This window comes from Leifsonia sp. 563 (assembly GCF_040545055.1).
Classification (GTDB): Bacteria; Actinomycetota; Actinomycetes; order Actinomycetales; family Microbacteriaceae; genus Leifsonia.
Genome location: NZ_JBEPLE010000003.1, coordinates 201,264 through 226,028, shown reverse-complemented (window position 1 = coordinate 226,028; position 24,765 = coordinate 201,264). Strand labels below are relative to the sequence as shown.

The window sequence follows — 24,765 nt, the reverse complement described above, 5'->3', positions numbered from 1 at the left end:
GGGCGCAGGGTCACGGACCCTGCGCCCTTCTTCGTCTGAGGTCAGGCGGCCGGACTGACGACCTCGAGCAGTCCGCCGTCCGTCACGGCCGAGAGCGAGAGGACCTTGTAGCCCGCGTCGTCGAAGAACACCGTGAGCCGGTCCGCCTCGGTGTGCATGACGACACCAGGCCCCCACGTCTCGTGGCGTACGCGCGCGGCGAGTGGGAACGGGTCCTCCCGGGCCGCGTCGTGCTCCGCCGCCCAACGCTGCGCGCTTCCGGAGGAGCAGGTGTCGCAGTTGCCGCACGGCTCGGGAAGCTCCTCGCCGAAGTAGCCAAGCAGGAACTGACGACGGCACATTCCGGTTTCGGCATACTCCTGCATCAGCTGCGCGCGGGAGTGCTCGATGCGCTGTCGCGACTCTGCTTCGGCGACCGCCTTCGAGGCTGCATCGCCCGGTGCGACGTCGGCCGGGCGCAGGTCATCGTCGCTCCCGGACAGCACGTCCGCATCCCGCAGCAGGCCGAGAAGCCGCCCGAGCGAGCGCACACTGATCTGCACGCGCTCCGCGAGATCTGCTCGGGTGATGCCCGGCTCGCGGGCGATCGCCCCGAAGACGCGGGCGAGCTCGTCGGCGTCCGGTCCGCCGCCGGAGAAGAACTTGGTGAGGGCGAAATCCTCCGGTCGATAGTGCAGGGTGACCCGAGCCGGCTCGCCGTCGCGGCCCGCCCGTCCCGCTTCCTGGTAGTAGCTGTCGAGGGAGTCGGTCACCGACGCGTGGACGACCGAGCGCACATCGTGCTTGTCGATGCCCATCCCGAAGGCGCTGGTGGCCGTGACGACGCGCGCGCGACCGTCCATGAAGCGCTCGTAGACGTCGTCGCGCTCGGCTCGGCGCAGTCCGGCGTGATAGGCCGCCGCCGGGACGCGGGCTTCCTCGATCTCATCGGCGTACAGCTCGGCGTCCTTGCGGGTGGCGACGTAGACGAGCCCGGCCCCCTGCAGCCCGCGGACCTGCTCCACGACGGCGGCACGCTTCGCCGCATCCTCTTCGTGGCGCACCACCTCCAGCCGGAGATTCGGGCGGTCGAACCCTGTCGCGAACAACCGCGGTGTGCGGAGGCCCAGCCGCTCGGAGATCTCGGCGCGCACAGGAGGCGCTCCGGTCGCGGTCATCGCGACGACCGGTGGATGGCCCAGCTCGTCGATGACGTCGCCGAGCAGCAGGTAGTCGGGGCGGAAGTCATGGCCCCACGACGAGACGCAGTGCGCCTCGTCGACCGCGAACAGCGAGACGTCGACGGCGCGCAGCCGCTCACGCACCTCCGGGTTGGCGAGCTGCTCAGGAGCGAGGAAGGCGAATCCGGCCTCGCCCGACTCCAGCGCCTCCCAATCCCGTTCTCGTTCGCGCTGCCCGGCGGAGGAGTTGATGGCGACCGCGCCCGGCACATCCCTCGCCTCGCTGAGCGCGCGCACCTGATCCTCCTGCAGGGAGATCAGCGGCGAGACGACGATCGTCACGCCGTCGAGGATGGTTCCGGTCACCTGATAGAGCGACGACTTGCCGTACCCGGTCGGCATGATGGCGAGCACATCGCCCCCGCCGAGCAGCACCTCCATGGCCTCGGCCAAGCCGGGGCGCAGCTGCTCCCAACCGAAGGACTCGCGGGCGACTTCCTGGATGCGCGACACATCAGAACCGTAGCCGCTCCCGCTCACGGGGTGGTCCGGGCTCATGCGTCGTAGGCGCGCTGCTGGTCCCGCTCATCTGCGACGCGGACGCCGTGACGGTAGGCGAGCTCACCGCCCAGGAAGCCGGAGACACCGACGACGAGGATGCCGATCAGCGCGAGCACGAAGCCCGCAACGCTGGGATGGTCGGGGTCCCCCGCGCGGACGATCGCACTGATGATGAACAGCACGAGCGCCGTGGAGTTGAAGATCAGGTGCCAGACGGCGGTGCGCTTCACCTTGGTGCCCGCCGGGAGCTGGGAGAAGTCGAGCAGCCCGAGGATCGCGGCCACGACGCCGCCGATGACACCGATCACCACGAGCCACAGAGCACCCGTCGCCAGCGCGCCCGGCGCGGCACCGAGCAGGGCCGCGATATCGAACACGACAGCGGCCGTCCAGGCGCCGATCGGGATGGTGACGACGGTCGCGTGGAACGGGTGGCCGTAGGGGCCGGCGATGACGGAACGGGGCCGCTTGGCGCGGCGGAAGCCGGTGTCGTTGTCAGTGGCGGTCATGGTGTGCTCCTTCTTCTGTCCCCCGATCGTCGGACCGGCGGTCGGCGCGCGGCAGACCCTTCACGCGCGGCCACCGCGCGAGTATGGCGCTGTCAAGGCCTCACGGCATCCGGCCGCAGCGCCTACCGTCGGCGGCATGAGCGCATCCCCTGTCGTCGTCATCACCGGAGCATCCAGCGGCCTGGGCCGGGGAACCGCCGTGGAGTTCGCCAAGCGCCACGCGAGGCTGGTGCTCGTCGCCCGCGGCGCAACCGCCCTTCAGGACGTCGCCGCCGAGTGCACGGCCAAGGGAGCCCGCGATGTCGTCACTGTGGCCGGCGACACGGCCGACCGCGAGACGAGCGACCGCGCCGTCGACACCGCCATCGCCCGTCACGGCCGGCTCGACGTGTGGATCAACGCGGCCGCGGTCAGCAGCTACGGAGTGTTCTGGGAGCAGCCGCTCGCCGAATTCGAGCGCATCATCGACGTCGACCTCCACGGCTACGCGAACGGCAGCCGGAGCGCCCTGCGCGTCATGCTGCGCCAGCGATCCGGCACCATCATCAACGTCGCATCCATCCTCGGAGAGGTGCCGCAGCCGTACACGGCGGCGTACTCGATGTCGAAGGCCGCGGTGATCGCCCTCGGGCGCAGCCTGCGTTCCGAGCTGTCGCTGGCGAAGTCGCCGGTGCACGTGGTGACCGTGCTGCCGCCCACTCTGGACACCCCGATCTTCCAGCACGCGGGCAACCGCACCGGCCGCGCCCTGCAGGCCCTTCCTCCGGTCTATCCGCCGACGGATGCGGTGAAGCAGATCGTCGCCGCATGGAAGCGGCCGGGGACACCGGAGCGGACGGTCAGCGGCGCCGGCAGGGCGATGGTCCGCCAGCACCGTCGGCACCCTCAGGCGGTGGAGGCGGCGATCGCCCGGCAGACGGAGATCGGCCAGTTCCGGAAGGCGCCGGCCGCTCCGACATCCGGAAACCTCGACAGGCCGTCCGGCGCTCCGCTCGGCGTGACGGGTGGCTGGGGCGGCCGGCGCAAGCAGGCCGGCCGCGTGCTGCTGCTCGCAGCACTCACGGCCGGCACCGCCTACGCCATCCGTTCGAGGCGCGACCAGCGCAGCTGACCGTCACCCCCCTGCGGCAGTTACTGGACCGACCAGCCGCCGTCGCTCGGAAGCACCGCGCCGTTGATGTTGACGCCGTCGTCGCTGAGCAGGAAGGTGATCGACGCGGCCAGCTGCTCGGCGGTCGCGATGGTCGGGATCTGCTGCTGGAACGGGGTGAGTCGCGCGGTCCCGGCCTCCGACGGGTGCGCGGGCATCGGGATGCCGGTGGCCACTCCGCCCGGGGCGACGGCATTGATCCGGATGCCCTGCGGGCCGTACATGAACGCCGTGCTGCGGGTGAGACCGATGACGCCGTGCTTGGAGACGGTGTACGCGGTGCCGGACGCGTTCCCGCGCAGGCCGGCCTCCGACGCCACGTTGACGATCGAGCCGGCACCCGCCTGCAGCATGGCGGGGAGCACCGCCCGCGTGAGCTTGAACCCGCCGGTCAGATTGATGCCGATCGTACGGTCCCAGACGGCGTCGGAGGTCTCGTGCGCCGGCGAGAAGTCGTCGTTGACGCCCGCGACGTTCGCCAGGGCGTCGATGCGGTCTCCGGCGGCGGCCACGATGCCGTCGATGTCGTCCTGTTTGGTGATGTCGCCCACCACGGTGGTGACCGCGCCGGCCGGAAGGCTCGACGCGAGCTCGTCCAGGCGCTCCGCGGAGATGTCCACGGCGATCACCCGGCCGCCCTCGCGGGCGATGCGGGACGCGGTCGCCCGGCCGATCCCCGACGCGGCGCCGGTGACGATCACCGTGCGGCCGTCGAAGCGACCAGGGGTGACCTTCTCCACCCAGCCGGTCTCCACATCCTCGGGCATGACACCGTCGTTGGCCTGCAGCACCAGGTCGTCGACGACGGACTGCGGCAGCTGCCCCTGGCTGAGCGCGACCAACTGCTGGAGCGGAAGCCCCCGCACCGGTGCGAGCATCTCCTCGCCGACTCCCGCCTGGGCGAGCAGCCCCTGGATGAGCGGAGCGCCCTTCGGGTGATCCAGCCATTCGCCGATGGTGCTGTGCGCCGTCAGCGGCTTCGATTCGGTCATCGTCGTCCCTTCCTCGTCGGGTTTGTGAGCCGATTATGACACCAAGTGCCAGAAAGAATGCTGCCAATCGACGACAGGATGCCGGCACGCCAGGGCTTGCCACGACGACGTCGGGGCGTAACGGTGGGAACAGACGATCCATCCGTCGAGGGAGGGCCACCATGGAGACAGTTCTCGCCGTGCTGGAGCGCGACGACGATGCCTTCGAGATCGAGTTCGAACGGACAAGCGAACCGCCCTTCGAGCTGCGCCTGCCGTCGCACATCGGCGGGGCGGCAGTGATGGATGTGTTCGACCTGTGCGATTCGACGCTGTGGCCCGAACTGATCCGGTACCGCTTCTCGGAGTGCGTGCCGGTCGTCATCGGCTCCGACGACGACTTCTGACGGCCCTGGGCGCCGACGTTCTGCTGCATTCCCGGCGGCCGGGCCGCTGGCTATGCTGTGCGCCATGAGCACCAAGAGCCGCCAAGGGCCGCACCACGAGGAGACGCTCCAGCTGGGCGAGAAGCGGGGGCTCTGGGGGGCGTTCGCAGGCCTCATCACCGCCGTGCTGATCGCGTATCCGCTGTCGGCCTGCATCGCGTTCGCGACGCATCCCACGACCCAGAAGCTGTTCGGCGGGCGCCTGGAGTCAGCGTCGGCGGGCGGTTATGCGGCCTTCTGGTGGGTGCTGGCGCTCGGCTGCCTGGCGCTGCCGTTCCTGGTCGGCTTCGGGATCGCGCGCCTGTCGGCTCGCGCGGTGGTCACCATCGCGGGGATCGTCGTGCTCTTCATCATCGCCGTGGTCGTACTGGGGCAGATGTTCGCGTTCTGAGCCGGCTCAGACCATCGTGAGGACGACCTTGCGTCCCGGCGCCGCGGACTCGGCCGCCCGGTGCGCCTCCCACACCTCGGAGAGCGGGAACTCCACCGGCTCCGCCGTGCGCAACCCGCCGGCGGCGATGTCGGCGAGGAGCGACGAGAGGAGGCGGCGGTAGGCGGTGCGGCGGGTTGCGATGAACAGCGGGGCGCTGCAGATGCGCTCCGACCGGTCGCGCGCGGCCCGGGCGAACCCCCGGACGGCGTCGGCCCGCTCCTGCCCGGCGCGCCCGGCGAAGCCCGTGCGGACGAGCACGCCCTCGGGGGCGAGCACCTCACGGACGCGCGGTGAGCCCGTGTGGTCGATCGCCGCATCCACCCCGCCGCCCGCCGCCTCGCGAACCAGGGCGGGCCAGTCGGAAGCGCCGTAGTCGACCAGCGGGATGCCGAGGTCGGTGATCGCGGCGCGGCTGCGGGCGGAGGCGGTGCCGATCACGGTCCGTCCGGCTCGCAGGGCCAGCTGCGCGGCGAGCATCCCGACGGCTCCGGACGCGCCCTGCGCCAGGATGCTGTCCCCCGCGCCTGCGAGATCGAGGGCGTGGCCCGCGGTCACCCCGTCGAGCGGGAGCACCGCGGCCGTCGACGGGTCGAGGTCCGCGGGGAGGGCGACGAGCAGTGTCGGAGCGACCGTGACGAACGTCGCGTGAGCGCCCATCCGCGGAAGCGCGGCGACCACGCGGGCGCCGACGCGCAGGCCCAGGGCGACCGACACCGCCGACTCCGTGACGAGCTCACCGACGAAGTCGTATCCCGTGATGAAGCCGGGAGCCGGTTGCAGCACGTACCCGCCGCGCCGGGCCAGCACATCCGTCGCGCCGAGGGAGGCGTGCGTCACTCGCACGACGACCTCGTTGCCCCGCGGCGGACGCACCGCCTCACGGGCCAGCACCATGGCCGTCGGGTCGCCGAACCGCGAGACCCGCGCGACGAGACGCGAAGGAACGGCCGACCCCTCAGCTGTCATCGGGCGGCCAGCCCGCCCGGCGCTGCAGCAGGGCAGCGCGTTCCGGGTGCGCCTCGAACCAGTCGGCCACGTACCAGCACATCGGCACGATCCGCAGCGTCCCGCCCTTCTCGATCTCGCCGACCGCGTACTCGACCAGCTGCGCGGCGTAGCCCCTGCCCCGCCGGTGCGGCACGGTGAAGGCGCGCGTCAGGGAGATGGAGTCACCGAGGATGCGGTAGTCGAGCACGCCGACGAGCTCGCCGTCGACGTGCATCGCGTAGCGGCTCGCATCCGTCTGATCGCTGAACTCGGTGGCCATGTGGCCCATCGTACGTCCGTCGTGCTCGGAGGGAACCCGCGGTAGTGTGAAGGCGTGGGAACCCGACCCGCACCCGACGGCTCCCGCGCGCATCCCGCGACCACGTCACAGCAGACCCGGCCGCCGACGGCGCCTGCCGTCCGCGCGACGTGACGACCCAGGAGCCGCCCTGTGACGAACGACAGCCCGTCGCCCGCTCTCGCCCCCGCCTTCCAGGCCCTGCTCGAGCAGGTCCCGATCGGTGAGCGCTCGGTCATCGAGGCCGAGACGGTGGCGTACGAACACGAGGGAGTCCCGCTCGAGGGGTACCTGGCGCGGGATGCGCAGGCCGACGAGCGACGGCCGGCGGTGCTGGTGCTGCACGACTGGCACGGCGTCGGCGACAACGTGCGGATGCGCGCCCAGATGCTGGCGCGGTCCGGGTACGTCGCGTTCGCTGCCGACATCTACGGGGCCGGCGTGCGGCCGGCCGGAGACGCGGCGCCCGCCGAGGCCGGAAAGTACTACAACGACCTCCCGCTGCTCCGCGCGCGGGTGGCTGCAGGATTCAGCTGGTTGCAGCAGCATCCCGCTGTCGACCCCGCACGCCTCGCCGTCATCGGCTACTGCTTCGGGGGGACGGCCGCCCTCGAGTTCGCGCGCACCGGCGCCCCGGCCCGCGGCGTCGCCTCGTTCCACGGCGGCCTGATCGCGCACGATCCGTCCGACGCGGCGCAGATCGCCGCCTCCCTGCTGGTGCTGACCGGCGGCGACGACCCGGTCGTTCCCGATGAAGCGGTGGTCGCGTTCGAGCAGGAGCTGCGCGGCGCTCCGCACGTCGACTGGCAGGTGAACACGTACTCGGGTGCACCGCATGCGTTCACCATCCCGGGCACGGACCGGTACCGTCCCCTCGCCGACGCGCGGAGCTGGCGGGCGCTGGTGTGCTTCCTGGACGAGGTCTTCCGGTGACGAGGGGCTGGCGCTGATGGAGCACCCACTGCTGTTCGAGGAGGGCGATGCTCTCGTGGAGCGCATCCGAAGCCTCTGCCTGAGCCTGCCCGAGGCGGTCGAGACGCTGAACCACGGCCGCCCCTCGTGGAAGGCCGGCGAGAAGGGCCGGGCGTTCGCCGTGCTCGGTGCGTCGATGGACCGCCCGGACACCCTCGTCTTCAAACCGGATCCCGCGGAAGCGCCGGCCTGGCGTGAGGACCCGCGCGTGTTCGTCCCGAAGTACTGGGGCCCGAGCGGCTGGCTGGCCATCGACCTCGATCGGGGCGCCCGGGACTGGTCGGAGACCTTCGAGCTCATCGAGACGTCATACCGCCAGGTCGCTCTCCGCCGTCAATTGGCGGTCTTGGATGGCGTCATGTAAGCTCGTATCCGGTCCGCGTGCGGGTCATGCGCCACTAGCTCAACGGATAGAGCATCTGACTACGGATCAGAAGGTTGGGGGTTCGAATCCCTCGTGGCGCACTGTGTTTATACACACCCCACTGGTTGAGACAGTAGAGAAGCCCCGCTGAACAGGCATTGCCGTTCAGCGGGGCTTTTCATGTGCGGCCGACCTCCGCGTCGGGGAGCTAGTCCTGTGACGGGGCCACGGCCGTCATTCGTGTCGCCCGACGGCGACGCCACCCCGCCAGCAGCAGCGCGGCAACTCCGGCCAAGAGCACTCCGGAGCCGACGCCGAGCGGCAGTGCCACCGACGAGCCGGTGCTGGCGAGTGCGCCGGAGCCCGTGGCGGCCGACTCGGTCTGCGGATCCGACGAACCCGCGGCGGCGACCAGGGTCAGAGCGCCCCAGCCGATCAGGTCGCCCTGGGCATCGACGATCGCCAGCTTGTGCGCTCCCAGTGGGGCGTCCGCCGGAATGGTGACCGAGAAGGCTCCGCCGGAGACGACGGCCGCCGCGAGCGGCCGCGGGGTCGAGAAGAGCACGGGAGTGACCGTCTCGCCCTCGTGCGCCCCGCCGACGATCGTCACGCGGACCACGCCACCCGGAACGGCTGTCGCCGGCACGCGCACCGGGCCGCGGGTCGCATCGGTCAAGTCGGCCTCGGTGATCGGGTCCGGACCGGAGATGACCGGGGTCGTGAGGGTCGAGGAGCAGTCCGCACAGGTCGCGCCCAGTGCTCCCACCGAGGCCGTCGCGGTGAGCGTGCCGCCCGAAGAGGTCTTCGCGACGACCGCGGTGAAGGCGACGGTCGCCGTGCCGCTCGTCGCGGTGTCCGGCACGGTCCAGGTGAGGGTCGTGCCGTTCAGCGCCAGACCCACCGGGAGCGACGATGCGTCGATGGCCGCATCGTCGAGCACGTCGGCGAGGTCGACTGTCGCGGTCGCGCCGGTCAACGGGACCTGGCCCGTGTTGTTCGCGGTCAGGGTGTAGGTGATCTCCTGTTCGGGGGCGACCTCGCCGTCCACCGGGTCGGAGGTCAGGCCGAGCGTCCACGTCGACGGCCACGCCGGCTTGTCGGCGTCGTACACCCAGTCCTGAAAGAAGGCACTCAGATCGCGACCGGAGAGTTCTTCGGCGAGCGCGATGAAGTCCTCGGTCGTCTTGCTCTGACCGGCGTAGCGCTGCACCCAGGTCTTCATGATGGCGTCGAAAGCGGTCTGGCCGACGGACTGGCGCAACGCCTCCAGGGTCATCGCTCCCCGGGTGTAGACCTGCCAGTCGAAGAGGTCGGCCGGGTCGGTCATGGCTGCGGAGGGGATGGTCCAGCGGGCGCTGCTCGCCGCAGTCGTGTTCCAGGTGGTGAACAGCGACGAGGCCGTCGTGGTGCTGCTGCCGTGGTCCTGGTTGTACTGGGTGGGGATGAAGGTGGCCGGGCCCTCGTTGAGCCAGATGCTGTTCCAGTCGGCCGGCGTCACCGAGTCGCCGAACCACTGGTGCGCCAGCTCGTGGATGAACGTGCCCGACGAGACGGAGCGTTCGAAATAGGGGCGATCCTGGGTCTCCAGGGCGTAGCCGAGGGAGGTGATGTCCACCACGAAGCCCGTGCTCCCGCCCGGATAGGCGCCGTACTTCGACTCGAGGTAGTTGAGGATCTCGGGGAGTGCAGCACGGCGCGTCTGGATCGTCGCCTGGTTCGTGGTCGTGACGGCCGGGTCGACGAAGGTCCATTCGTGGATGGTCCTGCCGCTCACCGCGAGCGCGATATCCGACTCGTAGACGAGGTACTTGCCGATGGTGATCATCGCCAGTTCGGTGGCCATCGGCCGCGTCTGCCGCCAGTGCCAGGAGGTGCGGCTCCCGTCGCCGCTGGGCGTCTTCGCGACGAGCTCACCGTTGCTGACGGCGGCAGCGGAGACGCCGTCGATCGTCGTCGGGGCGTCGATGGTGATGTCGTAGGTGGCCTTGTCGGAAGGGGTGTTGTTGCTGGGAAGCCAGGTCATGGTGCCGACCGGCTGGCCGAGAGCGGTCGCCCCGTCTGAGGTGGAGACCCATCCCTCGCTCGATCCGTCGGGATCCACGTGCGTGACCGGGGTGCCCGAGTAGGCGACCGCCACGGTGAAGTCGCCGGTGACCGTCGACGCCGGCGTGACGACCAGCTTGTACGAGCTGATGCTCGGATCACTCGTCCGGCTGAACGTCGCCGGGGTTCCGTTGACGAGCACCGACGAGACGGTGAGACCCTCGAAGTCGAGGGAGAACGAGGAGAGCGCCTGCGTCGCCGTGGCGGTGATCAGGGTCGTGGCGGTGATGCTCTTGTCGGCGTTGAACGCGAGCGCCACGTCGTAGTGCGTGACGTCGTAGCCGCCGTTCCCGATACCCCGGAAGAGCGAGTCCCCGATCGCTGTCGCACCGGGTGTGCCGTCAGCGGCGGCGGCCGGAGTGCTGAGTGCGATCTGGCTGGCGCCGATCAGGGTGGCTGCGAGGACGACGGGGAGGAGGCGCCGCAGCCGCCTCCGAGGTGCGGTGTTCCGTGGTTCCAACGGTGATCCTCCAGGGATGCTTCGTCCGTGAGCGTTCGGTGGGCGAGACCATACCGGACGTTTGTTTCGAACATGAGTCGATTCTCAGGAACGGCTCGAGGCACTCCGCTCGTGCCGGGTCTACGAGAAGATGAGGTGTCGAGAGGGGAACCCATGGCGAGACACCGGCACGAGGACGAGGCGAGCGAACTGGCGGAGGCGCAGGCCGCGGCGGCCACTGAGGCCACCGAGACCGACGACGATTTCGTGGATGCGGACGAGTCGCTCGAAGCGGACGAAGAGCCCTCGTAGCGAGCGGCCCGCCGGTCAGGAGGCCGGCGGTGCGGCCGTGCTCGCGCGCACGACCAGGCGCGTGTGGAGCACCGAGGAGCGCACCGGCTCCGGGCGCGCCTCGATCTCCGCGATCAGCAGTTCGAGGGCGCGGCGGCCGATGGCCTCGAACTCCTGATGGATGGTCGTCAGCGGCGGCCAGAACGAGTCCGACTCGGCCATGTCGTCGAATCCGACGACGCTGACGTCCTCCGGCACCCGCCGGCCGGCCTCGTGGAGGGCGCGCAGAACGCCGAGGGCCATCTGGTCGTTCGCCGCGAAGACGGCCGTGATCTCGGGGCGCGCGGCGATCTCCTGCCCGTGGCGGTAGCCGGCCGAGGTCGACCAGTCGCCGCGGAAGACCTCCGGCACAGGAGCTCCCGCCGCCTCCAGAGTCCGGCGCCACGACTCCTCCCTGCGTGCTGCCGAATACGAGTCGCCGGGACCGGAGATGTGCCAGACCGTGCGATGGCCGAGGTCGAGCAGGTGCTGGGTGGCCTGCCGCGCACCCTCCGCCTGGTCCGTGTCGACCTGCGGGTAGTCGGGGCGCTCGGTCGAGTCGACGACCACGACCGACAGCCCGGACGGCAGCTCGACGTCGGCGCGGTCGACGATGTGCGCCTCGATCACGACGATGATGCCGTCGACCGCCTGCTCCAGCAGACGGCTGAGCGCGACGCTCACATCCTGCTGTGTCGGGCGTTCGACCGGGACGACCGTGATCGAGTAGCCGGCGGTCGCCGCCGACACGGCGATGGCATCCAGGGTCCGCATGTTGCCGTAGGACGACAGGGTGAACATGACCACGCCGATGTTCCGGAAGCGGCCGGACCGCAGCGCCCGCGCCGCGCGATTCGGACGGTAGCCGAGCGCCTGCATCGAGGCGAGGACGCGCTGACGCGTGGTCTCCTCGACGTTGGTGAGGCCGTTCGCCACCCGCGACACGGTCTGCGTGGAGACGCCCGCGTGCGCCGCGACATCGCCCAACGACGGACCGCGTTTGCGCCCGGTTGCACGGGCGGACGGGGATTCGGCCAGCGACTCTGCCATGGTCTCCACTTCTCGGTGTTCAACGCGAGTGTCAACACGACCTTGCATCATGTTGACGTGAACATGTTAGAGTAGCCGCCACGATGTTGACGTAAACATCCGCACACCGATCTCGAACTCAGGGAAGACATGACAACGACGTCCCTCACGCGGGCCACCGCGCCCGGCACCCCCCGCCGCGGCCGCCGGTCGCGCCGCGACTGGCGCGGCTGGGCCTTCGTGGCCCCCTTCATGGTCGTCTTCGCGGCGATGATCATCGCGCCGGTGGTCTACGCGATCTACCTCAGCCTCTTCCGCCAGCAGCTCATCGGCGGCAACGCGTTCGTCGGGCTCGGCAACTACGTCGCCGTGTTCCAGGACGAGAAGTTCTGGGCATCCCTCGGCCGCGTCTCGCTGTTCCTCGTCGTGCAGGTGCCGATCATGCTGGTCCTCTCGCTAGTCGCCGCCCTCGCGCTCGACAGCGCGCGGCTGCACGGCGCCGGTTTCTTCCGGATCGCACTCTTCCTCCCCTACGCGGTGCCCGGTGTGGTGGCCGCGCTGATCTGGGGATTCATCTACGGCGACCAGTTCGGTCTGACCGCGAGCATCAACCAGCTGCTCGGGACCGGGCTCGCGCCGCTCAGCGGACAGTGGGTGCTCGCCTCCATCGGCAACATCGTCACCTGGGAGTTCATGGGCTACAACATGCTCATCTTCTACGCGGCGCTGCGCGTCATCCCGGGCGAGCTCTACGAGGCGGCCGAGATCGACGGCGCCGGAGCGTTCCGCACGGTGTTCAGCATCAAGCTGCCCGCCATCCGCGGCGCGCTCGTGATCGCGACGATCTTCTCGATCATCGGCAGCTTCCAGCTCTTCAACGAGCCGAACCTGCTCAAGCAGCTGGCGCCCAACGCGATCAGCAGCTACTTCACCCCGAACATGTACGCCTACAACCTCTCGTTCGCCGGCCAGCAGTTCAACTACGCCGCGACCGTCGCGATCGTGATGGGCGTCCTGACCGCCGTCATCGCGTATGTGGTGCAGGTGCGCGGCACGAGGAAGGAGGCCCGCTGATGGCCACGCTGACCGACACCCGCAGCACCCGCCCGCGCAAGGCTCCGTCGCGCGCCGCCGCTCGCGTCCGGGCCGGCGCCTCCTCCGGCCGCCGCATCCGCAAGTCGCCGCTGCTGACGATCGTGATGGTGCTCTTCGTCATCTACTCGTTCGTGCCGCTCATCTGGCTGATCGTCAACGCGACGAAGACCCAGCCGGACCTCTACTCGTCGTTCGGGCTCTGGTTCGGCAAGGACTTCAACCTCTTCCAGAACATCGCCGACACCTTCACCTACCGCGGCGGCATCTTCGTGCAGTGGCTGGGCAACACCCTCCTCTACGTGGTCGTCGGTGCGGGCGGGGCCACGCTGCTCGCCACCGTCGCCGGCTACGGCATGGCGAAGTACAACTTCCCCGGCAAGCGCGCCGTGTTCGCCGTGGTGCTCGGAGCGATCGCCGTCCCGGGGACCGCCCTGGCCGTCCCGACGTTCCTGCTGTTCAGCCAGGCCGGGCTCACCAACACCCCCTGGTCGGTCATCCTGCCCTCGCTTATCAGTCCGTTCGGCTTCTACCTCATCTGGACCTACGCGAGCGAGGCCATCCCGACCGAGCTGCTGGAGGCGGCGCGGATGGACGGGGCAGGCGAGTTCCGCACGTTCTTCACCATCTCGCTGCGGCTCCTCGCGCCCGGCATCGTCACGGTCGCACTGTTCGCGATCGTCGCCACCTGGAACAACTACTTCCTGCCGCTCATCATGCTGAGCGACCCCACCTGGTACCCCCTCACGGTGGGCCTCAGCCAGTGGAGCGCGCAGGCGACCGGGGTCGGCGCCCAGCCGATCTTCAACCTCGTGATCACCGGATCTCTCATCACGATCGTCCCGATCGTGGCGGCGTTCCTGGTGCTCCAGCGCTACTGGCAGTCGGGTCTGGCCGCCGGAAGCGTCAAGCAGTAACCCCATCCCCCATCCGCAATCTCATTCCACGAAGAAGTGAAAGGAAGCTCATGAAGAGCACTCTCGCGTCCCGGCGCATCGCCCGGGTCGTCACCGCCGCGGTGGTCGGCGCCGTCGCCGCCGCCTCCCTGGCCGCCTGCTCCGGCGGCACCTCGTCCGGCGGCGGAAGCGCCTCCGACATCGACGCGGCGCTCAAGCAGGGCGGGACCATCACGTACTGGTCGTGGACCCCGTCGGCGGAGGCCCAGGTCGCCGCGTTCGAGAAGGAGTACCCGAAGGTCAAGGTCAAGCTGGTCAACGCCGGCACGAACACGACCGAGTACACCAAGCTGCAGAACGCGATCAAAGCCGGATCGGGCGCCCCCGACGTCGCGCAGGTCGAGTACTACGCCATCCCGCAGTTCGCTCTCTCCGACTCCCTCGTCGACCTCAAGCAGTACGGCTTCGACAAGCTTCAGGACGACTACACCCCCGGCCCGTGGGGCTCGGTGAACGTCGGCGGCAAGCTGGTCGGCCTCCCGCAGGACTCCGGCCCCATGGCGATGTTCTACAACAAGACCGTCTTCGACAAGAACGGCATCGCCGTTCCGAAGACCTGGGACGAGTACGTCGCGGCCGCGCAGAAGCTGCACGCCGCCGACCCCAACGCCTACATCACGAGCGACTCCGGCGACTCCGGCTTCACCACCTCGATGATCTGGCAGGCGGGCGGCCGCCCGTTCGACGTCGACGGCACCAAGGTGTCGATCAACCTCCAGGACGAGGGCACCAAGAAGTGGACGGGCACCTGGGACAAGCTGGTCGAGGGCAAGCTGCTCTCCAGCGTCCCCGGCTGGAGCGACGACTGGTTCAAGGCGCTCGGCAACGGCTCCATCGCCACGCTGATCACCGGCGCGTGGATGCCCGGAGTGCTCGAGTCGTCGGTGAAGGACGGCGCTGGTCAGTGGCGCGTCGCCCCGATCCCGACCTACGACGGCAAGCCGGCCAACGCCGAGAACGGCGGCGGCGGCCAGGTCGTGCTCAAGCAGAGCAAGAACCAGGCGCTCGCGGCCGGCTTCCTCAAGTGGCTGAACAACGACGAGGACAGCATCAAGGTGTTCCTCGAGTCCGGCGGCTTCCCGTCGACCACGAAGGACCTGAACTCCTCCGAGTTCCTCGCTTCCGCCCCCGAGTACTTCGGCGGCCAGAAGATCAACGAGGTGCTGGTGGACGGCTCCAAGAACGTGTCGACCGGCTGGCAGTATCTGCCGTTCCAGGTCTACGCGAACAGCATCTACGGCGACACGGTCGGACAGTCCTACACGTCGAACTCCAGCCTGAACCCCGGCCTGCAGGCCTGGCAGAAGGCGCTGGTGGAGTACGGCAACCAGCAGGGCTTCACCGTCACCGGCAAGTAGCAACAGCAGTACCTCCGTGGCCGGCCGCGCACGCCGCGGCCGGCCACGGCCTTCCCACCCCTTCAGGAGAACCATGACCACCTTCGAGATCGCGGGCGACGACTTCGTCCTCGACGGCGAGCCGTTCCGCATCCTCTCCGGAGCGCTGCACTACTTCCGCGTGCACCCGGACGACTGGGCCGACCGCATCCACAAGGCGCGCCTGATGGGGCTCAACACGATCGAGACCTACGTGCCGTGGAACGCGCACGAACCGCGCCCCGGCGAATGGCGTGCCGACGGCGCGCTCGACCTCGCCCGGTTCCTGAAGGCGGTGGCCGACGAGGGGATGTACGCGATCGTGCGCCCCGGACCGTACATCTGCGCCGAATGGGACAACGGCGGTCTGCCCGCGTGGCTGTTCACGGATCCGGAGGTCGGCATCCGCCGGTCGGAGCCGCGCTTCGTCGCCGCGCTCTCCGCCTATCTGCGGAACGTTCTCGACATCGTCCGGCCGCTGCAGGTGACCGAGGGCGGCCCTGTGCTGCTCGTGCAGGTCGAGAACGAATACGGCGCGTACGGCGACGACAAGGACTACCTGCGTCAGCTGGTCGAGGTCATCCGCGGCGCCGGGATCACGGTGCCGCTGACGACGGTCGACCAGCCGCAGGACGACATGCTCGAGAACGGTTCGCTGCCGGAGCTGCTGAAGACCGCGTCCTTCGGCTCCCGTTCGGGCGAGCGGCTGGCGACGTTGCGCCGGCACCAGCCGACCGGGCCGCTGATGTGCTCGGAGTTCTGGGACGGCTGGTTCGACAGCTGGGGCGGCCACCACCACACCACCTCGGTGGAGGAGTCGGCGGCCGATCTGGATGCGCTGCTCGCGCTGGGCGCGTCCGTCAACCTGTACATGTTCCACGGCGGAACCAATTTCGGCTTCACCAACGGCGCCAACGACAAGGGCGTCTACCAGCCGATCGTCACCAGCTACGACTACGACGCCCCGCTCGACGAGGCGGGCGAGCCGACCGAGAAATTCTGGGCGTTCCGCGATGTGATCGCACAGTACGCCCCGGTGCCGGAGCTCGAGCCCGTCGCGGCCGCGGCTGCGCCCGCGTTCACCGTCCCGTTCGGCTCCTCGGTTCCACTGTGGTCGGTCGCCGACCGGCTGGGCGAGTGGTCGCACACGGACTCCCTGCCGACGTTCGACGAGCTGGGCCATTACAGCGGTCTCGGCCTGTACCGCACGGAGATCGACACGACCGAGCCCGCGGTACTGGAGTTCGGCGAGGTCCGCGACCGCGCGTACGTCTCCGTCGGCACCAGCCGCCTCGGCGTGCTCGCCCGCGATCACCACGACTCGGCCATCGCGCTCTCCCCCAGCCGCGGAACGCTCACCGTGCTCGTCGAGGACCAGGGCCGCGTCGACTACGGTCCCCGTATCGGCGAGCCGAAGGGACTCATCGGTCCGGTTCAGCTGAACGGCGAGGAGCTGCGGCGCTGGAGCGTGCTCCCTCTCGAGCTGTCGTCGCTCGCGCCCGTGCGCGACGCCCTCGACGCCGCCGGCGCCGAGACCCCCGAGCGCCTGGCCGGTCCGGTCTTCGCCCGCGCCGTCTTCGGCCTGGACGAGCCGTGCCCCCTGTTCCTCGACACGACGGGATGGGGCAAGGGCGTCGCCTGGATCAACGGCTTCCATCTGGGCCGCTACTGGACTCGTGGGCCGCAGGAGACGCTGTTCGTCCCGCGCGGCGTTCTGCGTGCCGGTGCGAATGAGCTGATCGTGCTGGAGCTGGAGTCCGCCGCCGAGGCCGTCGCCGCCTTCGTGCCGGAACCGCGTCTGGGCCACACGGAGGTCTGATCCGGTCAGAGACCAGCGGCCGACGGTGCCTCCGCGACCGTTCCGGTAGCCGGGCGCCCTCGGACGCTGAGCACGGTGACGCAGACCGCGATCGCGGCGAGCAGGATCAGGCTGACCGGTCCGGTCCCCAGCGCCAGTCCGCCGCGAGCGTGCGACACGGCGAGGCCGTCGGACAGCGACGCCCCGAACGGCCGGGTCAGCACGTACGCGGTCCAGAACGCCGCGGTCGCGCCGAAGCCCCACCAGCGATAAGCCGCGCCGGGAAGGGCGAACAGGATGCCGAACAGCAGGGCGGAGGCGAAGTAGCCCAGCCCGAGCGTGGTCGCGGTCAGGTCGCCGACCGCTGTTCCGAGGGCAAAGGTCGCCAGGACCGCGCACCAGTAGAACACCTGGCGCGCCGGAGTGTCGATGCGGTGCACCGACAGGGTTCGCTGGGTGGCGAACCAGAGGACGAAGACCATCGCGAGAGCGACGGCGAACACCACCGTCGAGACGAGGTACGGGACGCCGAGTTCGACATGCAGCACATCGGCCACCATCGTGCCGAAGACGGCGACCATCAGCACGGCACTCCAGTAGACCCACGGGATGTACCGCCGCACGGCGAACTGCAGCCCGAGCGCCACGGCGAACACCACGAAGGCCCCACCGACGGCGACGACAGGGTCGATGGTCTTCACCAGGAAGTCGGACGCCGTCTCCCCCATGGCCGTCGTCAGCAGCTTGGTCACCCAGAACAGGGCGGTGACGGCGGGAACGGTGTTGCGCATCCACTCAGCATCCCGAACGGAGGCGGCTTCGCGCCTGTACGGAGGGGGCGAACGCCTGAAAGGGCTCAGAGACTCCGATCACGCGCAGGCCGCACGGTGAGCACGACGCGCTAAGGTCATACCTATGGCGACCGACTCCGACGCTGCAGCCCGGCTCATCCCGCAGCGGCTGCCCGCCGCGCGGCTGGGCGTCGCCGTGGTGGCCGAGCTCGTCGAGATCATCGTCACCGGCCAACTGAAGGAGGGCGACCTCCTGCCGCCGGAGGGCCCGCTCAGCGAGCACTTCGGGGTCAGTCGAACGGTCCTCCGCGAGTCCGTGAAGCGGCTCGAGGAGAAGGGCCTGGTGATCGTGTCCCAGGGTCGCGGCACGCAGGTCCAGGCGCCCGGCTACTGGAACATGCTCGACCCGGTGGTGCTCTCTGCGCTCATCGACAACGACGAGAGCCTCGGCGTGCTCGACGAGCTGACCGTCGTGCGCGCGAGCCTCGAGTCGGCGATGGCGGGCGCGGTCGCCCGCTCGCACACGGCCGACGGGCTGCGGCGCCTCGAGAACGCGCTCACCGCGATGCGCGAGAGCGAGTCGGAGACGGACTCCTTCCGGCAGGCCGACGTGGTGTTCCACTACGCGCTCATGGAGATCTCCGGCAACCGCCTCGCGGAGAACATCGCCAAGCACCTCTACAAGCGGGCCGTCGAGTCCAGCCGATACCAGGGCATCAACCCGCCGGACGCCGTGGCGCTGACTCTCGACGAGCACGCGGCCATCGTAGAGGCCATCGCCAACGGGGATGCCGCCGCCGCCGAGCGGGCCATGCACGACCACATCCACATCTCGTGGGAGCGCCGCCGGCTTCCGGACCACGCGCCCGGCGCCCGCGCGAGCCAGTCGAGCTGACGGACAGGCGGCGGGTCGTCGGTGATCAGGGCGTAAGCGCGGCCTGGCGCCAGTAGCCGCCGTCCGGGTACGAATACCACGCGACGGATTCATCGAACATCTCGGCGCTGTACCCGGGCTTCGACGGGAGCGTGTAGTTGCCGTCGACGACGATGCACGGGTCGGTGAAGTGTTCGTGGAGGTGATCCACGAACTCGGTCACCCGGTTCTCCAGAGTCCCCGAGACCGCGACGTAGTCGAAGATGGACAGGTGCTGGACCAGTTCGCACAGTCCGACACCTCCGGCGTGCGGGCAGACCGGCACGCCGAACTTCTTCGCCATCAGGTACACGGCGAGGATCTCGTTGACGCTCGCGAGCCGAGCGGCGTCGAGTTGGCAGAAGTCGATGGCTTCAGCCTGGAACATCTGCTTGAACAAGACCCGGTTCATGCCGTGTTCGCCCGTGGCGACGCCGATGGGCGCGACGGCCTTGCGCACAGCGGCGTGCCCGAGGACATCGTCCGGGCTCGTTGGTTCCTCGATCCACAGTGGCGTGAACTCGGCGAGCTGCCGCACCCATTCGATGGCCTCCGGCACATCCCACACCTGATTGGCGTCGATCATGAGCGTGGCGTCCCAGCCGATGACCTCGCGGGTGATCCGAAGTCGACGGATGTCGTCATCCAGGTTCGCGCCGACCTTGAGCTTCACGTGCCGGTAGCCCGCATCGACCGCCTCCCTGAGCAGACGACGGAGTTTGTCGTCGCTGTAGCCGAGCCAGCCGGCACTGGTCGTGTAGCAGGGATAGCCTCCGCGTGCTTCGAGCTCGGAGATGCGCTGAGCGCGGGTCGGCGCCATCTCGGCAAGGATGTCGATCGCCTCGTCGCGAGTGAGCGCGTCGGACAGGTAGCGGAGGTCGGCGGCGCCGACGAGCTCCTCCGGTGTCATCTCCGCCAGGAGACGCCAGAGCGGCTTGCCTGCACGACGGGCGGCGAGGTCCCAGACGGCGTTCATGACGGCGGCCATCGCCAGGTGCACGACGCCCTTCTCCGGGCCGAGCCAGCGCAACTGGGTGTCGGACGCGAGCAGACGGTACGTTGCGCCGAGATCGCCGACGACCTCCTCCACCGAGCGGCCGATCAGCGGAAGCGCCCGCTGGCGAGCGGCCTCGACGCACAGGTCGTTTCCGCGGCCGATCGTGAAGGTGAACCCGAACCCGCTGAGCTCGGGGTCGTCGGTGTCGAGCACGACGTAGGCGGCCGAGTAGTCGCCGTCCTTGTTCATCGCGTCCGAGCCGTCGAGACTGAGCGACGTGGGAAAGCGCACGTCGAAGACGCGGGCGCCGGTGATCGTGGTCATGGTGGCGCCTACAGTGCGAAGACCGACGCCACGGCCCACGGGGCCAGGGCGAGGTCGATCTCGAGGGTCCCGTTCTCCGAGGCGATCAGGGTCTGCCGCTGAAGGGCGTCGCCCTGCTCGCGCAGGTAGGTGGCCTGGGCACGGGAGAGGTTGAGGGGCCGGCCCATGGCACTCCACGCTTCGGCCGCGTCGCCGTGCCCGGGGGCGAGAATCTCGACCGCGAAGACGGCGCCCGGCTCCAGCCCGCCGATGGTGTGCCGCACGCGCTCGTCGGCACCTATTCCGATCAGGTCGCGCGTCGCCTCATAGGAGGTGCGCGAGCCGACCGAGCGGCCGTTCATGTCGTCGGGGTAGTTGTAGAAGACCGCGGCCAGCTTTCCCGTCGCGCTGTGCTGCGAGACGACGCCGCGTTCGGTGGAGGCGATCAGCCGATCTCCCAGCCGGTTGAGCATCTCGAAGGCGTGGAAGGTCGGCTTGTGGATGCCCTGCTCGTTCACCAGGCCGAATCCGCCATGGAACGGGCCGATCCCGGCGCCGCCCTCCTCGAAGATGTCGGTGAAGGTCCAGTAGGAGATGGAGTCGGCCAGGTCGGCGCAGCGGAGATAGGCCCGCGTGATGTAGGTGGCGGCGAACACCGTGTCGTGGATGTGGTCACGGCTCGACGGTGAGCTCGACCACTCGGTGATGTGCACCTCCGCGTCCGGGTAGGCGCTCTGGCCGATCAGCCGCCGGAGCAACGTCAAGTCGTCCGAGGTCGCATCCGCGTAGCGGGTGAGACTGACGGCCTCGCCGTTGGCTCCGAAGGCGAAGTCGGTGGGGTACAGGTGCGTCGAGATGAAGTCGACCGGGAGCTCCCGCTCAGCGCACCAGGCGAGGAAGTCCTCGATCCACACCGGTCTCCAGTCCAGTGCGTCCGGGTCGGATGCCGCGGCGGTGGCGTGCTCAGCCGAGCGGTCCTCGGTCTCTCCCGCGTACCGCTCGTCCGGCACGAAGACGCTGGTCGACGGGCCGCCGACCTGGAGTTCGGGATCGATGGCCTTGATGGCCTGCGCCGTCCGGGCGTACAGCTCGAAGTACTCGGTCTTCGTTCCGGTCCAGAAATGGGGAACGAGGTTTGGTTCGTTCCAGACCTCGAACCGCCACTCCCGCACTTCGGCGAGACCGTAGCGCTCGATCCAGTGCTCTACCGAACGCACCACCAGTTCCACCCAGCGATCCATGTCCTTCGGCGGGCTGCAGTGCGCGCCCCACCAGAACACCGTCTCGGTCTGGGTGGCGAGCTCGCGCGGCATGAAGCCGAGTTCCACGAACGGGCGCACCCCCAGATCGATGAGGAAGTCGAACACCTTGTCCACGTAGGAGAAGGTGTGCACCGGGGTCTCGAGAGGCACATCCGGCCCGAAGCCTCCACCATAGGAGCCGCGGTACACGAACATGTCGTCGTGGAAGACCCCGTGGAAGCGGAGGTAACGGAACCCGAGGCGATCCACGGCCTCACGGAACTGCTGCTGCCAGTCGGCCCGAAGCGCTTCATTGGCCCGGCCCGCCCCCGCGCAGAGGCTCCAGACGTGGGGAAGGACGGTCGACTCGGCGACGCGGTCGTCGACGGTGATGACGGGAAGCGAGGCGGGTGCCATGGGAATGATCTCCAGATGGTGGTGGGCGAACCGGATCCGCGTCAGCGCAGACCGATCGTGAGCAGCAGGTTGCCGTACAGGCGTTCGTCCCCGGTGGCGATGACGACGCCCACGTCCGGAGAGCGCACCCGGTCGTAGAACGCGAAGCGGTCGACTCTCTCCATGGGCACGTCCGCGCCCAGCCGGCGTTCATAGTCGTCCTGCGCCGGCGCCGCGACCCCGGGCGGGGTCTGCATGACGGTTGCCGCTTCGATGTTGACGACGGTGAGCACGGCGTCGAGCACCGATGTGACGTCGAGCAGGCCTGGGCGCAGATTGAGATGGATGAGGCGCACACCCGATCCGGTGGCGGTCAGGTACGGGTAGTTCCCGTCCGCGATCAGCACCCCGGAGCCGTGGCCCGACGAGGCGAGCGCCTCCAGGAGCGGAGGATGGACGAGCGGGCCGGTGATCATGCGGACACCTCCGCTGCTGCGCGGCCGGCCGCGCGATCCGCGGCGTAACCATCCCAGCTCGGGATCGTTCCGTCGACGTCCCACAGGTCGAGCCAGCTGCCGGCGCCGGGCCACAGGAACACCTGACCCTTGATGAGGCGGTTGTTCTGTTCCGCCGATCGCAGCTCCTCGAGCTCGGCAGGGGTCAGCGGGTCCTCGACGACCGACCGCAGGTTGGCGATCAACTGCGACTCCTTCACCGAGAACGGGATCGGGATCTGGCCGCGCTGCACCGCCCACTTCAGGCAGATCGCCGCCGGATGCACTCCGTGCGCACGGGCGATCGAGACCACGACGGGATGCTCCATGTCCGACACATCCGAGAGGACGCGGTCGCGTTCGGGTCGCGACGGCGAGCCCAGGGGCGAGTAGCCCACCGGCTGGATGCCGTGATCGAGGCAGAACCGGAAGAGTTCGGGCTGCTGGAAGCAGGGGTGCAGTTCCATCTCGTTCAACGCCGGTGCGATCCGCGCATCGGCGAGGATCGCCGTCAGCTTGGGGATGGTGACGTTCGAAGTCCCGAGGTGCCGCACGACCCCCTCGTCGACGAGACCCTCCAGCGCGTGCCAGAGCGCCATGTACTCCTCGTGGATGTACGGGCGCGCGTCCGGGTCGCGGTCGGCCGCGTCGGCGAACGGTGCGTGATGGTTCGGGAACGGCCAGTGCACGAACACCGCGTCGAGAACGTCCAGGCGCAGGTCGCTCAACGATCGGCGGACCGAGGCGACCGCGGCGTCGGGGTCGTGGGCGTCGTTCCACACCTTCGACATCACGAACAGCTCGTCACGGGGCACGCCGCCGGCGATCGCGTCCTGCAGGACCACGCCGACCTGTGCCTCGTTGCCGTACACGGACGCGCAGTCGATCAGGCGGTACCCGGCTCGGATCGCGCCGCCCACGGCAGCGGCCACCTCGTCCGGCCCGTAGTGGTCGGATCCGAACGTCCCGACACCGATCGCGGGCATCACGGCCCCGCTCGCGAGGCGGCGGGTGGGCACGGTGTCAATCGTGGTCATGTGTGTTCTCCGTTTTTCGATGTGAGCGGGCGGATGTGTCGCGGCGCCCGCACTAGATGCCCAGGCCGTGGAAGAAGTCGATGCGTGTCTCGGCGACAGGCGGCTCCAGCTCGATACGCACCACCGCGCCACCGGGTCCCGTGGTCTCCGCGGGCGGGAGCACCACTTCCAGGGCCTCGCCGGTGCGCGTCCACTCCGGCCGCTCCGACGAGCCGAGGACGCGCACGTCGGCGATCGGACGGTCGAGGAAGCGGCTGCCCGACCCGAAGCTCCGGATGCGCATCCGGCCGTCCTCCGGCCGCACCATCCCGATCGCGTAGACGTAGTCGTGGCCGACCTCCGTCATCCTGGTGAAACGGAGGTCCTCCGCCGAGTACACGGGAGCGGCTGCGTCGGTGAACGAGCCGGCGGCGGGAGCCGTCGGCCCCTCGCCGAAGACGACCCACGGGCTGGAGCCGTAGATCGCTTCGCCGTGGACGGCCAGCCAGTCGCCCACGGCCTCCAGCAGCGCGGCCTCCTCGTCGGGGATCGTCCCGTCAGGACGGGGGCCGATGTTGAGCAGCAGGTTCCCGTTCTTCGCGACCACGTCGACAAGCTCCTGGATGAGCTCGGAGGCGTCCTTGTAGTCGTGTCCTTCCACCCAGCTCCACGATGTCCGCGACACCGACGTGTCGTTCTGCCAGACGTCGGGGCGGATGCCGCCCATCGTGCCGCGCTCGATGTCGAGCACCGCCGAACCCGGCGCGAACGACTCCCACTTGTAGTTGATGACGACGTCGCGCCCCCACTCCGCCGCACGGTTGTAGTAGTACGCGGCGAGTCTGCGGATGTAGGGCTCGAACGACGGCTCCTCGATTCCGGTGTCGAAGTAGAGGATCTGCGGCCGGTAGGAGTCGATGATCTCGACGGTCCGCAGCAGCCAGTCCTCCAGGAACCGCTCGGTGGGATTCATCTCCTTGCGGAGGGCCGGCCCGTACAGGTCGGCGTACGCGGGATCGCGGACATCGGAGTCGAACTCCGCTCCCCCGTTCATGAAGAACCAGTGCTCCGCCCGGTGGGTGGACGCGCCGGTGATCAACCAGGCCTGGTCGACCGCCGCCAGCAGGTCTCCCATCACGTCGCGCTGCGGGCCGACCTGCGTCACGTTCCAGCGCGAACGCGCCGTGTCGTACATCGCGTAGCCGTCGTGATGCTCGGCGACCGGCACGACGAACTGCGCGCCCGCGCGCTTGAACAGTGCGACCCACTCCTGCGGGTCGTAGTGCTCCATGCGGAAATGCGGAAGGAAGTCCTTGTAGCCGAAACGGTCATGCGGCCCGTACGTCGCCAGGTGGTGGTCGAACGCCGGCGTGCCGCGCCGGTACATGGTGCGCGGGTACCACTCGTTCCCGAACGCCGGCACCGAGAAGGCTCCCCAATGCAGGAAGATGCCGAACTTGGCGTCGCGGTACCACTGCGGAGCGCGATACCGGGACAGCGACTCCCAGGTGGCGTCGTACGGCCCGGCGTCGATGACAGCGTCGACCATCGCGAGCGCCGGACGGTTGTCCGAGACGTCGACAGGCGCCGGCAGGGTCGAGGGGTCGAGCGGTTCGAGATTCATATGTCTCCGTCGTTGG

At 69.4% G+C, this 24,765-nt stretch carries 24 protein-coding genes and 1 tRNA gene; 12 read left to right on the top strand and 13 right to left on the bottom strand.

Features of this window, described 5'->3' with window-relative positions:
* Nucleotides 1-41: 41 nt before the first annotated feature.
* Entirely contained in the window at nucleotides 42-1,718 is a 1,677-nt protein-coding gene (locus ABIC47_RS11540; protein WP_354480528.1) for a RecQ family ATP-dependent DNA helicase, read from the bottom strand.
* Nucleotides 1,715-2,230: a DUF2231 domain-containing protein gene (locus ABIC47_RS11535; protein ID WP_089879996.1), complete on the bottom strand. Its 516-nt coding sequence runs from the start codon at nucleotides 2,228-2,230 to the stop codon at nucleotides 1,715-1,717. Before ABIC47_RS11535 ends, ABIC47_RS11540 begins: the two co-directional genes overlap by 4 nt.
* 136 nt (nucleotides 2,231-2,366) lie before the next feature.
* Between ABIC47_RS11535 and ABIC47_RS11530 the strand changes: the two genes are divergently transcribed.
* Nucleotides 2,367-3,341, top strand: a complete 975-nt coding sequence (locus ABIC47_RS11530; protein ID WP_354480526.1) for an SDR family NAD(P)-dependent oxidoreductase — start codon at nucleotides 2,367-2,369, stop codon at nucleotides 3,339-3,341.
* Between the two features lie 20 nt (nucleotides 3,342-3,361).
* Here ABIC47_RS11530 and ABIC47_RS11525 read toward each other — a convergent pair whose 3' ends face one another.
* Nucleotides 3,362-4,372: an SDR family NAD(P)-dependent oxidoreductase gene (locus tag ABIC47_RS11525; protein WP_354480524.1), complete on the bottom strand. Its 1,011-nt coding sequence runs from the start codon at nucleotides 4,370-4,372 to the stop codon at nucleotides 3,362-3,364.
* A 161-nt stretch (nucleotides 4,373-4,533) separates the two neighbouring features.
* Between ABIC47_RS11525 and ABIC47_RS11520 the strand changes: the two genes are divergently transcribed.
* Complete coding sequence (locus ABIC47_RS11520; protein ID WP_018189345.1) at nucleotides 4,534-4,758, top strand: hypothetical protein; 225 nt, start codon at nucleotides 4,534-4,536, stop codon at nucleotides 4,756-4,758.
* A 64-nt stretch (nucleotides 4,759-4,822) separates the two neighbouring features.
* Nucleotides 4,823-5,188 carry a hypothetical protein gene (locus tag ABIC47_RS11515; RefSeq protein WP_018189344.1) on the top strand — a complete coding sequence of 122 codons (366 nt, stop codon included), beginning with the start codon at nucleotides 4,823-4,825 and terminating at the stop codon, nucleotides 5,186-5,188.
* Between the two features lie 6 nt (nucleotides 5,189-5,194).
* Here ABIC47_RS11515 and ABIC47_RS11510 read toward each other — a convergent pair whose 3' ends face one another.
* The gene (locus ABIC47_RS11510) at nucleotides 5,195-6,196 is read right to left on the bottom strand and encodes a zinc-binding dehydrogenase (RefSeq protein ID WP_354480521.1); all 1,002 of its coding nucleotides are present in this window, start codon (nucleotides 6,194-6,196) and stop codon (nucleotides 5,195-5,197) included.
* Complete coding sequence (locus ABIC47_RS11505; protein WP_354480519.1) at nucleotides 6,186-6,497, bottom strand: GNAT family N-acetyltransferase; 312 nt, start codon at nucleotides 6,495-6,497, stop codon at nucleotides 6,186-6,188. Before ABIC47_RS11505 ends, ABIC47_RS11510 begins: the two co-directional genes overlap by 11 nt.
* Before the next feature lie 171 nt (nucleotides 6,498-6,668).
* Between ABIC47_RS11505 and ABIC47_RS11500 the strand changes: the two genes are divergently transcribed.
* The 3 genes from ABIC47_RS11500 to ABIC47_RS11490 all read left to right on the top strand — a co-directional run bounded on the left by ABIC47_RS11500 (nucleotide 6,669) and on the right by ABIC47_RS11490 (nucleotide 7,952).
* Nucleotides 6,669-7,448: a dienelactone hydrolase family protein gene (locus ABIC47_RS11500; protein WP_354480517.1), complete on the top strand. Its 780-nt coding sequence runs from the start codon at nucleotides 6,669-6,671 to the stop codon at nucleotides 7,446-7,448.
* 16 nt (nucleotides 7,449-7,464) lie between these two features.
* Complete coding sequence (locus tag ABIC47_RS11495) at nucleotides 7,465-7,851, top strand: MmcQ/YjbR family DNA-binding protein (protein WP_354480515.1); 387 nt, start codon at nucleotides 7,465-7,467, stop codon at nucleotides 7,849-7,851.
* A 28-nt stretch (nucleotides 7,852-7,879) separates the two neighbouring features.
* Nucleotides 7,880-7,952 (top strand) — tRNA-Arg (locus ABIC47_RS11490).
* Nucleotides 7,953-8,059: 107 nt separating this feature from the next.
* On the opposite strand, the gene ABIC47_RS11485 is transcribed toward ABIC47_RS11490, so the two are convergent.
* On the bottom strand, nucleotides 8,060-10,414 hold the full coding sequence (locus tag ABIC47_RS11485) for a M1 family aminopeptidase (RefSeq protein WP_354480514.1): 2,355 nt from the start codon (nucleotides 10,412-10,414) through the stop codon (nucleotides 8,060-8,062).
* A 153-nt stretch (nucleotides 10,415-10,567) separates the two neighbouring features.
* Between ABIC47_RS11485 and ABIC47_RS11480 the strand changes: the two genes are divergently transcribed.
* Entirely contained in the window at nucleotides 10,568-10,705 is a 138-nt protein-coding gene (locus tag ABIC47_RS11480; protein ID WP_018189338.1) for a hypothetical protein, read from the top strand.
* A 15-nt stretch (nucleotides 10,706-10,720) separates the two neighbouring features.
* Here ABIC47_RS11480 and ABIC47_RS11475 read toward each other — a convergent pair whose 3' ends face one another.
* On the bottom strand, nucleotides 10,721-11,773 hold the full coding sequence (locus tag ABIC47_RS11475) for a LacI family DNA-binding transcriptional regulator (RefSeq protein WP_020075958.1): 1,053 nt from the start codon (nucleotides 11,771-11,773) through the stop codon (nucleotides 10,721-10,723).
* Between the two features lie 129 nt (nucleotides 11,774-11,902).
* Between ABIC47_RS11475 and ABIC47_RS11470 the strand changes: the two genes are divergently transcribed.
* The 4 genes from ABIC47_RS11470 to ABIC47_RS11455 all read left to right on the top strand — a co-directional run bounded on the left by ABIC47_RS11470 (nucleotide 11,903) and on the right by ABIC47_RS11455 (nucleotide 16,995).
* Nucleotides 11,903-12,826, top strand: a complete 924-nt coding sequence (locus ABIC47_RS11470; RefSeq protein ID WP_354480512.1) for a carbohydrate ABC transporter permease — start codon at nucleotides 11,903-11,905, stop codon at nucleotides 12,824-12,826.
* A complete protein-coding gene (locus ABIC47_RS11465; protein WP_018189335.1) occupies nucleotides 12,826-13,761 on the top strand; it encodes a carbohydrate ABC transporter permease in 936 nt (311 codons plus the stop codon). The genes ABIC47_RS11470 and ABIC47_RS11465 overlap by 1 nt, the downstream gene beginning before the upstream one ends.
* Nucleotides 13,762-13,811: 50 nt before the next feature.
* Nucleotides 13,812-15,158 (top strand): ABC transporter substrate-binding protein, encoded by a 1,347-nt coding sequence (locus ABIC47_RS11460; protein ID WP_354480510.1) that lies wholly within the window; start codon nucleotides 13,812-13,814, stop codon nucleotides 15,156-15,158.
* Between the two features lie 73 nt (nucleotides 15,159-15,231).
* Complete coding sequence (locus ABIC47_RS11455) at nucleotides 15,232-16,995, top strand: glycoside hydrolase family 35 protein (protein ID WP_354480509.1); 1,764 nt, start codon at nucleotides 15,232-15,234, stop codon at nucleotides 16,993-16,995.
* A 5-nt stretch (nucleotides 16,996-17,000) separates the two neighbouring features.
* Here the strand turns inward: ABIC47_RS11455 and ABIC47_RS11450 are convergent, their stop codons facing one another.
* Nucleotides 17,001-17,765, bottom strand: a complete 765-nt coding sequence (locus ABIC47_RS11450) for a COG4705 family protein (protein WP_354480507.1) — start codon at nucleotides 17,763-17,765, stop codon at nucleotides 17,001-17,003.
* Between the two features lie 124 nt (nucleotides 17,766-17,889).
* Between ABIC47_RS11450 and ABIC47_RS11445 the strand changes: the two genes are divergently transcribed.
* Nucleotides 17,890-18,660: a FadR/GntR family transcriptional regulator gene (locus tag ABIC47_RS11445; protein WP_020075964.1), complete on the top strand. Its 771-nt coding sequence runs from the start codon at nucleotides 17,890-17,892 to the stop codon at nucleotides 18,658-18,660.
* A gap of 25 nt (nucleotides 18,661-18,685) precedes the next feature.
* Here the strand turns inward: ABIC47_RS11445 and ABIC47_RS11440 are convergent, their stop codons facing one another.
* Genes ABIC47_RS11440 through ABIC47_RS11420 form a run of 5 tightly spaced genes read right to left on the bottom strand, consistent with a single transcriptional unit; the run spans nucleotide 18,686 to nucleotide 24,749 of the window.
* Nucleotides 18,686-19,999: an L-fuconate dehydratase gene (locus ABIC47_RS11440; protein WP_354480505.1), complete on the bottom strand. Its 1,314-nt coding sequence runs from the start codon at nucleotides 19,997-19,999 to the stop codon at nucleotides 18,686-18,688.
* An 8-nt stretch (nucleotides 20,000-20,007) separates the two neighbouring features.
* Nucleotides 20,008-21,636 (bottom strand): GH39 family glycosyl hydrolase, encoded by a 1,629-nt coding sequence (locus tag ABIC47_RS11435; RefSeq protein WP_354480503.1) that lies wholly within the window; start codon nucleotides 21,634-21,636, stop codon nucleotides 20,008-20,010.
* 41 nt (nucleotides 21,637-21,677) lie between these two features.
* The gene (locus tag ABIC47_RS11430; protein ID WP_018189327.1) at nucleotides 21,678-22,091 is read right to left on the bottom strand and encodes an RbsD/FucU family protein; all 414 of its coding nucleotides are present in this window, start codon (nucleotides 22,089-22,091) and stop codon (nucleotides 21,678-21,680) included.
* Complete coding sequence (locus tag ABIC47_RS11425; RefSeq protein ID WP_354480501.1) at nucleotides 22,088-23,146, bottom strand: aldo/keto reductase; 1,059 nt, start codon at nucleotides 23,144-23,146, stop codon at nucleotides 22,088-22,090. Before ABIC47_RS11425 ends, ABIC47_RS11430 begins: the two co-directional genes overlap by 4 nt.
* A gap of 52 nt (nucleotides 23,147-23,198) precedes the next feature.
* Nucleotides 23,199-24,749: an alpha-L-fucosidase gene (locus ABIC47_RS11420; RefSeq protein ID WP_354480498.1), complete on the bottom strand. Its 1,551-nt coding sequence runs from the start codon at nucleotides 24,747-24,749 to the stop codon at nucleotides 23,199-23,201.
* Nucleotides 24,750-24,765: the final 16 nt, after the last annotated feature.

Coding starts and splice junctions, on each gene's coding strand:
- ABIC47_RS11540 (WP_354480528.1), bottom strand. CDS start 1,718: ATGAGCCCGGACCACCCCGTGAGCGGGAGCGGCTACGGTTCTGATGTG.
- ABIC47_RS11535 (WP_089879996.1), bottom strand. CDS start 2,230: ATGACCGCCACTGACAACGACACCGGCTTCCGCCGCGCCAAGCGGCCC.
- ABIC47_RS11530 (WP_354480526.1), top strand. CDS start 2,367: ATGAGCGCATCCCCTGTCGTCGTCATCACCGGAGCATCCAGCGGCCTG.
- ABIC47_RS11525 (WP_354480524.1), bottom strand. CDS start 4,372: ATGACCGAATCGAAGCCGCTGACGGCGCACAGCACCATCGGCGAATGG.
- ABIC47_RS11520 (WP_018189345.1), top strand. CDS start 4,534: ATGGAGACAGTTCTCGCCGTGCTGGAGCGCGACGACGATGCCTTCGAG.
- ABIC47_RS11515 (WP_018189344.1), top strand. CDS start 4,823: ATGAGCACCAAGAGCCGCCAAGGGCCGCACCACGAGGAGACGCTCCAG.
- ABIC47_RS11510 (WP_354480521.1), bottom strand. CDS start 6,196: ATGACAGCTGAGGGGTCGGCCGTTCCTTCGCGTCTCGTCGCGCGGGTC.
- ABIC47_RS11505 (WP_354480519.1), bottom strand. CDS start 6,497: ATGGCCACCGAGTTCAGCGATCAGACGGATGCGAGCCGCTACGCGATG.
- ABIC47_RS11495 (WP_354480515.1), top strand. CDS start 7,465: ATGGAGCACCCACTGCTGTTCGAGGAGGGCGATGCTCTCGTGGAGCGC.
- ABIC47_RS11480 (WP_018189338.1), top strand. CDS start 10,568: ATGGCGAGACACCGGCACGAGGACGAGGCGAGCGAACTGGCGGAGGCG.
- ABIC47_RS11475 (WP_020075958.1), bottom strand. CDS start 11,773: ATGGCAGAGTCGCTGGCCGAATCCCCGTCCGCCCGTGCAACCGGGCGC.
- ABIC47_RS11470 (WP_354480512.1), top strand. CDS start 11,903: ATGACAACGACGTCCCTCACGCGGGCCACCGCGCCCGGCACCCCCCGC.
- ABIC47_RS11465 (WP_018189335.1), top strand. CDS start 12,826: ATGGCCACGCTGACCGACACCCGCAGCACCCGCCCGCGCAAGGCTCCG.
- ABIC47_RS11460 (WP_354480510.1), top strand. CDS start 13,812: ATGAAGAGCACTCTCGCGTCCCGGCGCATCGCCCGGGTCGTCACCGCC.
- ABIC47_RS11455 (WP_354480509.1), top strand. CDS start 15,232: ATGACCACCTTCGAGATCGCGGGCGACGACTTCGTCCTCGACGGCGAG.
- ABIC47_RS11450 (WP_354480507.1), bottom strand. CDS start 17,765: ATGCGCAACACCGTTCCCGCCGTCACCGCCCTGTTCTGGGTGACCAAG.
- ABIC47_RS11445 (WP_020075964.1), top strand. CDS start 17,890: ATGGCGACCGACTCCGACGCTGCAGCCCGGCTCATCCCGCAGCGGCTG.
- ABIC47_RS11440 (WP_354480505.1), bottom strand. CDS start 19,999: ATGACCACGATCACCGGCGCCCGCGTCTTCGACGTGCGCTTTCCCACG.
- ABIC47_RS11435 (WP_354480503.1), bottom strand. CDS start 21,636: ATGGCACCCGCCTCGCTTCCCGTCATCACCGTCGACGACCGCGTCGCC.
- ABIC47_RS11430 (WP_018189327.1), bottom strand. CDS start 22,091: ATGATCACCGGCCCGCTCGTCCATCCTCCGCTCCTGGAGGCGCTCGCC.
- ABIC47_RS11425 (WP_354480501.1), bottom strand. CDS start 23,146: ATGACCACGATTGACACCGTGCCCACCCGCCGCCTCGCGAGCGGGGCC.
- ABIC47_RS11420 (WP_354480498.1), bottom strand. CDS start 24,749: ATGAATCTCGAACCGCTCGACCCCTCGACCCTGCCGGCGCCTGTCGAC.